This is a genomic window from Enterococcus sp. C57 (genome assembly GCF_040887305.1).
GTDB classification, from domain to species: domain Bacteria; phylum Bacillota; class Bacilli; order Lactobacillales; family Enterococcaceae; genus Enterococcus_B; species Enterococcus_B hirae.
Genome location: NZ_JBFOFP010000001.1, coordinates 386,290 through 399,656, shown reverse-complemented (window position 1 = coordinate 399,656; position 13,367 = coordinate 386,290). Strand labels below are relative to the sequence as shown.

At 38.9% G+C, this 13,367-nt stretch carries 10 protein-coding genes; all 10 read right to left on the bottom strand.

Features of this window, described 5'->3' with window-relative positions:
• Nucleotides 1-64: 64 nt before the first annotated feature.
• Nucleotides 65-799, bottom strand: coding sequence for an amino acid ABC transporter ATP-binding protein (locus AB5M32_RS01790; protein ID WP_010738129.1), 735 nt, complete (start codon nt 797-799; stop codon nt 65-67).
• Nucleotides 800-812: 13 nt separating this feature from the next.
• On the bottom strand, nt 813-1,502 hold the full coding sequence (locus AB5M32_RS01785; RefSeq protein ID WP_368024259.1) for an amino acid ABC transporter permease: 690 nt from the start codon (nt 1,500-1,502) through the stop codon (nt 813-815).
• 12 nt (nt 1,503-1,514) lie between these two features.
• A complete protein-coding gene (locus tag AB5M32_RS01780; RefSeq protein ID WP_161651818.1) occupies nt 1,515-2,342 on the bottom strand; it encodes a transporter substrate-binding domain-containing protein in 828 nt (275 codons plus the stop codon).
• 980 nt (nt 2,343-3,322) lie between these two features.
• A complete protein-coding gene (locus AB5M32_RS01775) occupies nt 3,323-7,117 on the bottom strand; it encodes a BspA family leucine-rich repeat surface protein (protein ID WP_368024258.1) in 3,795 nt (1,264 codons plus the stop codon).
• A 1,029-nt stretch (nt 7,118-8,146) separates the two neighbouring features.
• Complete coding sequence (locus AB5M32_RS01770) at nt 8,147-8,932, bottom strand: acetyl-CoA carboxylase carboxyl transferase subunit alpha (RefSeq protein WP_063626830.1); 786 nt, start codon at nt 8,930-8,932, stop codon at nt 8,147-8,149.
• The gene (gene accD / locus AB5M32_RS01765) at nt 8,925-9,794 is read right to left on the bottom strand and encodes an acetyl-CoA carboxylase, carboxyltransferase subunit beta (protein WP_010719670.1); all 870 of its coding nucleotides are present in this window, start codon (nt 9,792-9,794) and stop codon (nt 8,925-8,927) included. The genes AB5M32_RS01770 and accD overlap by 8 nt, the downstream gene beginning before the upstream one ends.
• The gene (locus tag AB5M32_RS01760) at nt 9,795-11,174 is read right to left on the bottom strand and encodes an acetyl-CoA carboxylase biotin carboxylase subunit (protein ID WP_094940947.1); all 1,380 of its coding nucleotides are present in this window, start codon (nt 11,172-11,174) and stop codon (nt 9,795-9,797) included. It abuts the gene before it with no gap.
• A 7-nt stretch (nt 11,175-11,181) separates the two neighbouring features.
• On the bottom strand, nt 11,182-11,601 hold the full coding sequence (gene fabZ / locus AB5M32_RS01755; protein WP_010719672.1) for a 3-hydroxyacyl-ACP dehydratase FabZ: 420 nt from the start codon (nt 11,599-11,601) through the stop codon (nt 11,182-11,184).
• Between the two features lie 23 nt (nt 11,602-11,624).
• Nucleotides 11,625-12,119, bottom strand: coding sequence for an acetyl-CoA carboxylase biotin carboxyl carrier protein (gene accB, locus AB5M32_RS01750; RefSeq protein ID WP_178286498.1), 495 nt, complete (start codon nt 12,117-12,119; stop codon nt 11,625-11,627).
• 2 nt (nt 12,120-12,121) lie between these two features.
• A complete protein-coding gene (fabF, locus tag AB5M32_RS01745; protein WP_010719674.1) occupies nt 12,122-13,357 on the bottom strand; it encodes a beta-ketoacyl-ACP synthase II in 1,236 nt (411 codons plus the stop codon).
• Between the last annotated feature and the right edge of the window lie 10 nt (nt 13,358-13,367).

Here is a 13,367-nt window from a genome sequence, read left to right as displayed (position 1 = left end):
CAAACACGAGAAACTGTTTCGAGAGTTTTCATTCGATTTTTTATTCTTTGGATGTTACTGACTTTTATAATATTTTGGATAAAAATGCGACTGTTCGTGGATGACTGGTTTGTTCAAAAATAGCCGTCGGTGTACCTTCTTCAAGAATGGTTCCTCCATCCATAAATAGAACTCGATCACTGACTTCTTTTGCAAAGCCTATTTCGTGAGTCACAATGATCATAGTCATCCCTTCACGAGCTAATTGCAGCATGATTTCTAACACTTCTCCGACCATTTCCGGATCAAGAGCTGAAGTCGGCTCATCAAATAGCATGACGTCGGGTTGCATGGCTAAAGCTCTCGCAATGGCGACCCGTTGTTGTTGTCCCCCAGATAAAGACTGAGGATAAGTATCGGCTTTTTCTAGCAGACCTACTTTCTTTAGCAGATCTCTAGCAATCTTTGTTGCTTCTTCTTTTGATTGCTTTTTGACTTTGATTGGTGACAAAGTGATGTTTTCTAAAACCGTCATATTAGGGAATAGATTAAACTGTTGGAAAACCATTCCCATTTTTTCTCTTGTTTTAAAAATATCATTTTGCTTGTCGGTAATTGTCATTCCTTCAAACTTGATTTCACCAGAAGTTGGTATCTCTAATAAGTTGATGCATCTTAGTAAAGTGCTTTTTCCCGAGCCTGATGGTCCTAAAAGTACCACGACTTCTCCTGGATAAATTTCAGCGGAAACGTCTTTCAGTACTTCCTGTTCACCGAATTTTTTATTTAAATGTGTAATTTTAATCAATGATTTGGCCATTTATTTTCACCCTTCATCCTTGGTATCCTTTACCTAATTTTTTCTCCCAGCGATTTAGTAACCGAGAAGTAGCAAACGTCATGATGAAATAAACGGTTGCTGCTATAAAATAAGGCTCTAATGGAACATACGAATTGGATATGACGATTTGCGCCGCTCCCATCAGTTCATTGATTCCGATCGCAGTCAACAGGGAAGAATCTTTAATCAACGTAATAAATTCATTGCCTAAAGGAGGCAAAATATTTCTTAATGCTTGTGGTAAAATCACGTAACGCATCGTTTGTGCTGGACGCAACCCTAATGAATAGGAGGCTTCTGTTTGACCGTTGTTCACTGCCAGGATCCCCCCACGGATGATCTCTGCCACATAGGCACCGGAATTTAAAGATAACACGATCATTCCTGGAAGCAGGCGGCCAAGATCAACAGTTAAAACACCTACTTCTAGATCTTTTGAAGGAAAAAATCCTTGAAGCAATAAAAAACCGATCATGATTTGTAGAAGCATCGGTGTTCCTCGTAACACTTCGATATAGACATTAGCTAAAACATTCAACGGTTTCTTTTTGGACAATTTTAGTAACGCCATCAGTAAACCGATACCCGTTCCCAAGATCACTGTGACGACCGAAATCATGATTGTTATTCCTGTACCTGATAAAAAATAAGGGAAATATTTATCTAAAAAAGAAAAATCCACTCTGCCTGACCTCTATTCTGCCGCTGTTTTTTCAGCTAATTCGTTATTTTGTTGAATAAATTCTTCAATTTTCCCTTCATCATTCAACTTTTTGATAATTTGGTTTAATTCTTTTTGTAGTTGACTGCTTTCTTTAGGTAACGCAATAGCAAAGGCTTCATCAGGAGCTGGCTCAAGTGAAATATCAGCGATCATCAGATCAGGATTTTGGGCGATATATGATTCGGCGATCGTTTTTTCAACGACTGTCGCAGCTAATGAGCCTTGGTTAACTTCAACGATCATGTTGGGAACTTTGTCGATTGTCACAAGCTTCGCACCTTTCAGTTGCGTCTTAACTAATTCCTCTTGAATGGATCCCTTTTGAGCACCCACATTTTTATCTTTTAGGTCATTCGCATTGCGATAGATTTCTTTATTTTTTTTGTTGATGATCACAACTTGTGGTGGGTTGTAATAATTGTCTGTGAAGTCAAATTGTTGTTTTCTTTCATCTGTGGCAGAAATCGCAGAGATAGCGAGATCTGCTTTCCCTTCTTTTAAGGAAGCTAAAACGGTATTGAAATTCATATCTGATACTTCAGCTTTTACTCCTAGTTCTTTCGCGATTGCTTTAGCTAAGTCAATATCAGATCCTACGATTTTATCTTTCCCGTCAACCATCGTATGAAACTCAAACGGCGCGTAATCAGCCGACGTAGCTACTTTTAGTACCCCGCTTTTTTTAATCGCTGCTAACTGATCCTTTTCCTGACCTTGAGCAGTCGTATTGCTGCTGCCACATGCACCTAAAGTCGCTAGTGTAAACAGTACCGTTAACATCCCAAAGAATTTTTTCATGTCATTTTCCTCCTACGTTAAAACTTTTGTATTAAGTGAAGTAATTATAGCATGAAACTTTCAAAAAAAAAGCATTTTTTGTATATTTATTTAAAAAAATGTATTTTAAGGCGAATATATTGTATATAAAACAAATAAAAGAATAATTATTTTAGAATAGTTTTCAATAAAATGAAAAAGAGCCAAGAACGAAAAAGTCATCCTTAGCTCTTTTACAGATGTAACCACAGATAAGATTAGTTAATCTCCCGCAAGAAGACAAAAGTCATCAAACATTCAAGAAGGAAATTTTGGAAATTCTACTTCTTGATGCGAAACACTCTTTATGTGCAAATAATATTTATCAGAGTTCAATTAGATCTGGGAATCAAATTCCATGTCTGATTACTAGTATTTTTCATTGTTCTACTGATAATAGGATTAAAATCAGTTAGATTATTGTCTTCTAGATTTTATCTACACTCACATTAGAATCCTTATTTTGATAATAAAAACAGCGGGAATCTAGTCCGTTATAACCGCCGTTCACTCTGAGTGTATTCTAGTCTGCAGTTGGATTGTTTGCGCAAAATTCATTCACACTATTGGAATGCTAGTAGAACCTTGCACTTATCCAAAGAAAAGAAACGGAGACAAAAGTAGCATCTTCGGAAAATTAGTCGGAATTACTTGATACTAAACATGTTTGTTTCAACCCCTTCTGTGCTCAACTAAGTTTCCTATTCTAAGTAATTCTCAATCAGTTTGTTTGACCAACTAATTATGCGACTGATTAATTCTAAATAATCTTAGAATCATCGTATGATTTCTAAACAGATCTTATTTTACTAAATATAAACCTCTGTACACATTCCGGTATTCATCATTTAGCTCAACCTATTTTAATTTTGAGCGTATCTTAAATCAAGAAAACTGAGACATTGATCAGATTTTTTCTAATCAATGCCCCAGTTTTTAGACTTACATGAATTTATTTTTCCTTAGTTTACAGAAACTGTTTGGTTTTCAGCCAATAAGTTGCCACTGCCATCATAGAAATTCATTGTTACTTGATCATCAGCTTTGATTAGATCTGGCTTCACATAATAACTGATTGCCCCATCCTTAAAGCTCCCACCTTTACTGATCAGTTTACCATTGACAAACAAGTGTCCTTGGTGAACTTGAGTATCAGAACCATAGGCTCCTTTGATCGTTTGTGTGCCAAGTTTATAAGTCAATTCGTTGATTTCAGCTGTTGGTGTTTGAATAGTGACATCAATCTCTGATCCTGGAATTTGTTGTCCTCGATTGTTGGCACCCATCAAGACTACCTGATCGTCTTCTGATACTTTAAGGTTTCCTACATAATAACTGAACTTGCCATCTTTGAAGCTGCCGCCTTGACTAACTTTTTCGCCATTGACCAACAAGATTCCTTGGTAAACATCGCCTGTGTAGCTTCCTTCGATCACTGTACTGATTCCCACACGATGGGCTTCTGTTAATTGACCCAGTTGTTCTCCTATAGTTACCGGTTGTGGATCACCTAGTGGTGTATCGAATTTATCATAGCCTTGAATCGTTGCTTGATCCCCTGCTTTGATGATTTGAGAGTTCACATAATAGCTAAACTGACCATCTTTATAGGTTCCGCCCCAGCTAACGACTTCTCCGTTCACTACTAGTTTTCCTTTATGGATATCCCCCGTGTAAGTTCCAGTAATGGTTGAATCACCTAGCTTATAAGTGTCCACCTGATCAATTGATCCTGAAGATTCGGAAATCACTTCAATCTCTTTTGAATCTATCAATTCCTTCTCTTTGTTGTAGCCATCTAATACGACTTTGTCGCCGACTTTTAATTTGCCAACACCGACATAATAGCTGAACTGACCATCTTTGAAGCTACCGCCCCAGCTGACAACTTTGCCATTAACGGTTAATCGGCCGAGAGACATATCCCCTGTGTAGGTTCCAGTGATATTGACATCTCCTACATGATATTCTTGTGGTTTCAACTCACTTTTCACTAGTTCTGCCACATAAGTTCCTGCCGTTAAATCCCCAGTGCCGTAATTTGCCATAAAGTCAGCAGGTGAATAGCCTTTGGACTGACCATCTTCACGAATCCAATTTCCTGTCAGCTGATCTCCATCGTTCAGTGCTTTCGGTGCTGATAACTTAGTGTCTTCAACCGCTTTAAAGTGATCACCTAGAATTAATTTCTTAAGCGGAACTATAAGAAACATATCACTCATATCTGTTACTTTGCTGGTATCAAACCCACTTAAATCTAAACTTGTTACGCTACTCATACCTTCAAACATATAACTCATATCTGTTACTTTGCTGGTGTCAAAGTTGCTTAAATCTAGACTTGTTAAGTTACTCATATCGTAAAACATAGCATACATATCTGTTACATTACTGGTATCAAACCCACTTAAATCTAAACTTGTTACGCTCCTTAGTCCTCCGCCAAACATCCACTTCATATTTGTCACGTTACTGGTATCAAACCCACTTAAATCTAAACTTGTTATGCTGTTCATACCACGAAACATTTCACGCATATCTGTTACGTTACTGGTATCCAGCTGACTCAGCCCATCGATTTCAGTTACATTTTTAAGGTACGAATAAGAAAATAGGTTGCTAGAATCTTCTGGCGCCACTACTTTTCCAGCCAAGACAATTTTCTTGATGGCTTCACTATCTACTTTGTCGCTGTTCCAAGGTGATTCTTCATAGCCACTTAATTCACCTGCTTCGATCGTCAATACCCCTGTATTTTCATCAAACATATACGGACTAGTGCCCCACGTGCCTGTTTCAACGGAAACATACGTGCCAGCAGTCAGATCACCGGTGCCATAGTTTTTCATGAAATCTTCTGCTGTATAAACCTTCCCTGTGCCATCTTCTCGCTTCCAGGCAGAAGTAAGTTTTGCATTTTCGGAGCCTGATTCTACAAATTTAAAGGTATCTCCTAGAATTAATTTCTTAAGTGGAGTATCAACAAACATATCACGCATATCTGTCACTTTGTGAGTGTCAAAGTTGCTTAAATCTAGACTTGTTACGCGACTTAAACCTTGAAACATCATATACATACCTGTTACATTACTGGTATCAAACCCACTTACATCTAGGCTTGTTATGCTACTCATATTTTTAAACATATAATTCATAGATGTTACGTTACTAGTATCAAACCCACTTACATCTAGATTTATTACGCTACGCATATCGGAAAACATACAACGCATATCTGTTACGTTACTGGTATCTAGTTGACTCAACCCTTCGATTTCAGTTACATTCTTAAGTTGCTTACCAGTGTAAGTTGAACTAAACAAATAGCCAGAATATTTTGGAGCCACTACTTTCCCAGACAAGACAATTTTTTTGATTGCTTCATAATCCACTGTTCCGCTGTTCCATGGTGATTTTTCATAGCCACTTAACTCACCTGCTTCGATCGTCAATGTCCCTGTGTTTTCATCAAAATTATACGGACTGGTACCCCACCATCCCGTAGCAGAAACGTACGTGCCAGCAGTCAAGTCACCGGTGCCATAGTTATTCATGAAATCTGCTGCTGTATAAACCTTCCCTTTACCATCTGCTCGCTTCCAGGCAGAAGTAAGTTTTGCATTTTCGGAGCCTGATTCTACAAATTTAAAGGTATCTCCTAGAATTAATTTCTTAAGTGGAGTATCAGCAAACATAGCACCCATATCTGTCACTTTGCTAGTGTCAAAGTTGCTTAAATCTAGACTAGTTAAACTGCTCATACGGCGAAACATATCACCCATATATGCTACGTTACTGGTATCAAAGCCACTTATATCTAGACTGGTTAAACTTTGCATACCGAAAAACATAGAGTCCATAACTGTTACTTTACTGGTATCAAAGCTATTTAAATCTAGACTTGTTAATCTACTCATACTGTCAAACATAAACGCCATTTCTGTTACTTTACTGGTATCGAAGCCACTTACATCTAGACTTGTTACGTTGCTCATACTGTAAAACATAGCATCCATATTTGTTACGTTACTGGTATCAAAACCACTTAAATCTAGACTTGTTACGCTGCTCATACCGTGAAACATATACTCCATATTTGTTACGTTACTGGTATCCAGTTGACTCAATCCTTCGATTTCAGTTACATTTGTAAGGTACGAATAAGAAAATAGGCGTCTAGAATCTTCCGGAGCAACTACTTTTCCAGACAAGACAATTTTCTTGATTGCTTTAGCATTTACTTTTTTGCTGTTCCATGGTGATTCTTTATAGCCACTTAACTCACCTGCTCCGATCGTCAATACCCCTGTATTTTCATCAAAAGTATACGGACTGGTACCCCACGTGCCTGTTATCTTAGAAGCTGCTGCCACATTCGCTTTTTGCGCTACTTTTGGTGCTTCCGCTGTTGGATTAGTTGCATCCCCTTCACTTTCGGCAGTCGCTGCTGTTGCTTGGTCTTGAGTGTCATCCGTTGTGTCATCCGTTGTTTCATCAGTTGGTGCTAATGAATCACTAGTTGTAGTGGTTGAATCCGTTGGGTTTACTAACGGCTCTGTGACGTTTTGTATCGTTTGATCGATGACTTCTTTTGCTTCATTCGCCTGTGTTTGTTCAGTAGCAGTTTCAGCTGTTGGTGACAAAGTATCCGCTAATGCCATCGTTGGTGCGATCCCAGCATTTCCCATCACACCAGCCACCGCAAACATCGTTAATAGCTGTTTTTTACGTTTTGCTGTTAATTTTTTCTTACTCATATTTACTCCTTTTTTTCTCTTATTTTTGATCATTACTTTCTCGTCAATACCACTTCATCAGCTTTAGGTGTTTTCTCTGTTTTCAATTGATATCTCTTTCCAATGTCCATTTTGTTACCGAAGCTGACAAAATCGTATGGATCATCTCCCCTGTAGCTTTTATTTTACTTGTTCTAATCAAGAGTAAACGCTCAATATAACTAATTAATATTCTTGAATCTTGATCGTTTACCATAACTGTTTTGTTGTATGTATTTTTTTCATTGATTGAGGAAATCAATCAAGCTTTCTCTACTACTTATCATCTGAAAAAATTTTTCATCTACATGTTACGATTTATGTAAAGGTTCATAAGTGGCAGAATAACCTGCAACCTTTTAGACAGGAGAAAGATTTAAATATATCAAAAAAGGAAGTGGAGACAAAAGTAGTTAGCATCAAGAAATAAGAAGGGATTCCCGAAAATTGACAAGAAACACAAAAACTAGTTTTTTGCTGTTGATTGTTACCTACTTGGTGCTTCTCAAATTTTTCGTAAATTTCAGCAGATTTTCCGAATACGCTGCTTTTGTCTCATGTTTATTCGTTTTTAGAGATACTAGAAGCGACTGAGACAAGTTCTGTCCCAGTCTCCTTAAAAAATTATAGAGCTTATATTCATGCCACCAAATGGTAGACACATAATTATATTCAACAGAGCGATTATCGCATTCCCATTTATAAAATCTCTGATGAATGATAGAGGATAATCTCCAATCCTTGTATTCCAATGTTTTTTTAAAAAGCAGAAAGGCTAATAAAAAACTATCAACGTGAAATAACAAAAAAATCTGAGACAGAATGAGATTCATTCTGACCCAGATTTGATTTTACACCATTCATCAGTCCTTATTGACAAAGAGCCGAAAAATTCAAAAAGCAATCAACCTCCAAAGCTAATCCTGTCATCTAACAGGAAACGGTGGGTAGGTCGATTGCTTTATTCATTCAATTTGGTGCATAACTTTTTGTCTTATTCTTTATAACTGTTTAAAATTTACGGAATCTTTGATAACGTCGTTCAAGCAACTCTTCAGTGGAAGTTTGACATAGTTCGGTCAATTTTTCAATCAATGATTTTTGTAACATTCGACTGACTTTTTCTTTACTTAAAGCTTGCCCATTTACTGTTTCCGGTATCACACGATCGATGACATCTAATTCTAATAATTCAGCTGCCGCAACTTTCATTAATTCAGCCGCTTCAGCTGCTCGACTACCATCTTTCCACAAAATCGACGCAAAACCTTCAGGAGATAAGACAGCATAAATCGTCTGTTCAAGCATCCAAACTTCATCAGCTAAGCCAAGAGCCAATGCTCCTCCGCTTCCACCTTCACCAATGATGATTGCAATGATCGGTACTTCTAGATCAGACATCTCTAATAGGTTTCTGGCAATCGCTTCTCCTTCACCACGTTCTTCTGCACCAACACCACAATAGGCACCAGCAGTATTAATCAGTGTGATAATAGGACGATGGAATTTTTCTGCCTGTTTCATCAGACGAAGTGCTTTACGATAGCCTTCTGGATGAGGCGAACCAAAATTTCTGCGAATATTTTCTTGAAGGTCTCGTCCTTTTTGGATCCCAATAACTGTGACAGGTTTTCCATCTAATTTGGCAACCCCACCAACGACTGCTTCGTCGTCTCCAAATAAACGATCGCCATGAAATTCTTGAAACCCCTCAAAGATATCTTCAAAAAAATCAAGACTCGTCCAACGATCCTTTTCACGCGCCAGTTGAACGATCTCATGTGCTGTTTTATCCATGATTTATCCAACCTTTCTGCGTATGCATTTCCAACAAATGATGGATCGTTTCTTTTAGTTCTTTTCTAGGAACGATTTGATCAACAAATCCATGGGTAAGTAGAAATTCTGCTTTTTGGAAATCTTCCGGTAATTCTTGTTTGATCGTTTGTTCGATCACTCGTCTACCGGCAAAACCAATCAAGCTTTGGGGTTCAGCCAGGATCACGTCGCCTTCCATTGCAAAACTCGCTGTTACGCCGCCTGTAGTTGGATCGGTCAATACTGTTAGATAAAACAAACCGGCATTGCTATGACGTTTGACAGCTGCTGAGATTTTTGCCATCTGCATCAAAGAAAAAATACCTTCTTGCATTCTGGCTCCTCCAGAAGCAGTGAACAAGACAACGGGTAAGCCAGCTTTTTCAGCCCGTTCAAACAAACGGGTGATTTTCTCACCTACAACGGTTCCCATACTGCCCATGATGAAATTAGAATCCATGACACCAATCGCAAATGGCAGACCGTGAATCGTTGCTTTTCCTGTCAATACCGCTTCATGCAATCCTGTTTTTTCTTGCATAGTTTGGATCTTTTCTTGATAATCAGGGAAGTTCAAGGGATCTTTTGTTACTAAATCCGTGTCCCATTCTTCTAAACTTTTTTCATCGATGATCAATGCTAATCGTTGCCAAGCACCAATACGAAAGTTATAACTACAATGAGGGCAAACCTTCTCATCACCAATATCTTTTGTATAAATGATGTGTTTACAATTAGGGCATTTAGCCCACATATTATCTGGAATAGACGGCGCATTCGTTGGTTGTTCTGCTCGATTAGGATTAATTCGAATGTATTTTTTCTTTTTGAATAAAGCCATCTACTCTTCTCCTATCTCTGTTTCAGGTGTCCAGTTCGGTAAAAAATCTTCTTGTAAAAAGGCGGTACTATAGTCCCCTGCGATAACTGCTGGATGACTGATTAAATCCATTTGGAACTCCGCGTTCGTGATCACTCCATCGGTAACCACTTCGCTTAACGCTCGTTGCATTTTCATCAATGCCTCAAAGCGAGTGTCTGCATGAACGATCACCTTAGCGATCATTGAATCATAATAAGGTGGAATCGTATAGCCAGAATAAACGGCACTATCAACTCGAACGCCCATGCCTCCTGCTGGTAACAAAAGGTTTTTGATTGTTCCAGGTGATGGTGCAAAATGAAAAGCCGGATTTTCTGCATTGATTCGACACTCAATAGCGTGACCAGAGAATCGCACATCTTCTTGTTTGATTTCCAACGGTTGTCCCGCAGCAATTTCAATTTGTTTTTTTACCAAGTCAATGTTTGTAACCATCTCAGTTACCGGATGTTCGACTTGGATCCGCGTATTCATTTCCATGAAATAAAATTCTCCCGCTTCATCCATTAAAAATTCAATCGTTCCAGCATTTTCATAATTAACCGCTTTGGCTGCACGAACTGCCGCAGCTCCTAATTCATCTCTTTTATTCTGAGAGATGACCACTGAAGGGGATTCTTCTAATACTTTTTGATTATTTCGTTGAAGAGAACAATCTCGTTCGCCTAAATGAAGGACATGCCCATAATGATCACCAAGGATCTGTACTTCAATATGTCTTGCTGGATAAATGATTTTTTCTAAATACATTTCATCATTTCCAAAAGCCGCTGCTGCTTCTTGCTGCGCAGAAGAAAAATGTTGCGGTAATTCTTCTTTTGATAAAACTTTACGAATCCCTTTTCCGCCACCGCCAGCGGCAGCTTTAAGCATGACCGGATAACCAATCTTATCCGCTACTGTTAGTGCTTCTTCAACTGTTGATAATACGCCATCACTTCCTGGAATAACAGGTACATTGGCTTCTTGCATCAAGCGACGTGCATTGATTTTATTCCCCATCGCATCGATCGTTCGACTCTTTGGACCAATAAAAGCAATATTACATTCTTCACACATAGAAGCAAAACGGCTATTTTCAGATAAGAACCCAAAACCTGGGTGAATCGCTTCTGCTTTGGTCACGATGGCTGCACTCAAAACTGCTTGGACATTCAAATAGGAGTCCGTCGCTTTTGCAGGACCAATACAAATTGCTTCATCTGCCAATTGAGTATGCAATGCGTCAGCATCTGCTTGTGAGTAAACAGCAACAGTCTGAATACCAAGCTCACGACAAGCGCGAATAATTCGTACGGCGATTTCGCCACGATTAGCTATCAAAACTTTTGAAAACATAACTCACCTATCCAATCATAAAAGTTAATTCAGCTTCAGCAACTTTTTTGCCATCCACTTTTGCAATTCCTTTACCAATACCAGCAGAAGATTTGATTTTCGTAATTTCTACTTCAAGATACAGTGTATCCCCTGGAGTGACTTTTCGACGGAATTTTGCTTTGTCTAAACCACCAAAATAAGCAGTCTTTCCTTTAAATTGTTCCAAGGATAATAACGCAACTGCTCCTGCTTGTGCCATCGCTTCAACGATCAAGACACCTGGCATCACAGGTTCTTCTGGAAAGTGACCTTGGAAAAATGGTTCGTTGATCGTCACATTTTTCTTTGCAATGATTCGTTCGCCTTCCACCATTTCTTCGACACGATCAATCAGCAATAGCGGATAACGATGTGGTATGATTTCTTTAATTTCTTGAATGTTCATATTGCTCCTCTTTCCTCTTTTGCTTAATTTGGTTGAATTCTAAATAGTGGTTGATCGTATTCAACAACCGCTTCATTTTCAACAAGAATCTCAACGATTTTCCCATCGACTTCGCTTGTGATTTCATTCATCAATTTCATTGCTTCAATGATACAAATCACTTCACCTTTTTTGACACTATCTCCCACTGACTTAAATTGTGGTTTATTAGGGGCAGGTTGTAAGTAGACGATTCCAACAATCGGTGATTTTACCTCGACACCTTCGAAACTTTCTTGTGATGCTTCGACAGATGCTTGAGGTGCTTCACTAACTGGCGTTTGTTGGATTGGTGTTTGAGGTACTACCGTATCTCTAGGCGCTTCTGTAGCTACTGGCATTGGAGCCATTGTTCCCATTCCACGACTAGATTCATTTTTATTCATATATAATTCAAATTGACCTTCTCTTAAATCAAATTCAGTTAAAGTAGATTGATCGAATTGACTGACTAATTCCTTGATCTCATTGATATTCAAGATTATTCCTCCCAGCGTTTCATACACAAGACCGCATTGTGACCACCAAAGCCTAACGAATTGCTCATTGCATAAGTCAATTGCGCTGGTTTGCTTTCATTGATGACAACGTTCAAGTCAATTTCCGGATCTTGTTTTTGGACATTGATGTTTGGTGGAATAAATTGATGTTCCAGCGCCATTAAAGTAGCTAACGCTTCAATCCCTCCAGCTGCACCTAATAAGTGTCCAGTCATGGATTTCGTACTGCTGACATATGTTTCTTTGAATGAATCACCTAATGCCAGTTGGATCGCTTTTGCTTCTGCTTGATCATTAGCGGGTGTACTTGTCCCATGGGCATTGATATAGCCAACATCTTCTGGCTTAATACCCGCTTCATCCATGGCTAATTTCATTGCTTTGGCAGCGCCTGAACCATCTGGTGTAGGAGCAGTCATATGGAACGCATCACAATTAGCGCCGTAACCAACGATTTCTCCATAGATTTTTGCACCACGAGCTTGAGCATGTTCTAAAGATTCGATCACTAAGATACCCGCTCCTTCGCCCATCACAAAACCGTTACGTTCTTCATCAAAAGGAATCGAACCACGAGTAGGGTCTTCGGCATTCGATAGAGCTGTTAGTGCAGCAAAGCCAGCAATTCCCATTTCACAAATTGTTGCTTCTGCCCCACCAGCTAGAATGACATCTGAATAACCATGTTTGATATTGCGGTAAGCTTCACCAATAGCATTCGTTCCGCTCGCACAAGCAGTAACGATTGCTGTACAAATCCCTTTAGCACCTACACGTAGTGCAATGTTGCCGGCAGCCATATTTGCAATAGCCATTGGAACAAACATTGGTGAGACACGTTGCGCGCCTTTTTCGTGTAATCGGATCACTTGGTTTTCGATCGTTGGCAATCCGCCGATACCGGAACCAACAATGACACCAAAACGATCTTGATCGATTTTCTCTTTATCTAGACCGCTCATCCCTAATGCTTCTAGTGCTGCATAGATCCCATAAATCGAGAACATGTCCATCCGTTTGCTGTCTTTTTTTACAAAATATTTATCGTATGGAAAATCTTTGACTTCACCTGCTAGTGTGATCCCAGTTTCTGTGGCGTCAAATTTAGTAATGGGAGCAATCCCATTCGTTCCTTTTTGCAAACTATCTAAAAAGCTTTCAGCATCATTACCGATTGGTGAAGTGACACCATAGCCTGTAATTACTACTCGATTCATTATTGTTTTC

What these genes read in the sequence shown, in the direction of transcription:
- AB5M32_RS01790 (WP_010738129.1), bottom strand. Translation starts at nt 799, where the DNA reads ATGGCCAAATCATTGATTAAAATTACACATTTAAATAAAAAATTCGGT.
- AB5M32_RS01780 (WP_161651818.1), bottom strand. Translation starts at nt 2,342, where the DNA reads ATGAAAAAATTCTTTGGGATGTTAACGGTACTGTTTACACTAGCGACT.
- AB5M32_RS01775 (WP_368024258.1), bottom strand. Translation starts at nt 7,117, where the DNA reads ATGAGTAAGAAAAAATTAACAGCAAAACGTAAAAAACAGCTATTAACG.
- AB5M32_RS01770 (WP_063626830.1), bottom strand. Translation starts at nt 8,932, where the DNA reads ATGGATAAAACAGCACATGAGATCGTTCAACTGGCGCGTGAAAAGGAT.
- accD (WP_010719670.1), bottom strand. Translation starts at nt 9,794, where the DNA reads ATGGCTTTATTCAAAAAGAAAAAATACATTCGAATTAATCCTAATCGA.
- AB5M32_RS01760 (WP_094940947.1), bottom strand. Translation starts at nt 11,174, where the DNA reads ATGTTTTCAAAAGTTTTGATAGCTAATCGTGGCGAAATCGCCGTACGA.
- fabZ (WP_010719672.1), bottom strand. Translation starts at nt 11,601, where the DNA reads ATGAACATTCAAGAAATTAAAGAAATCATACCACATCGTTATCCGCTA.
- fabF (WP_010719674.1), bottom strand. Translation starts at nt 13,357, where the DNA reads ATGAATCGAGTAGTAATTACAGGCTATGGTGTCACTTCACCAATCGGT.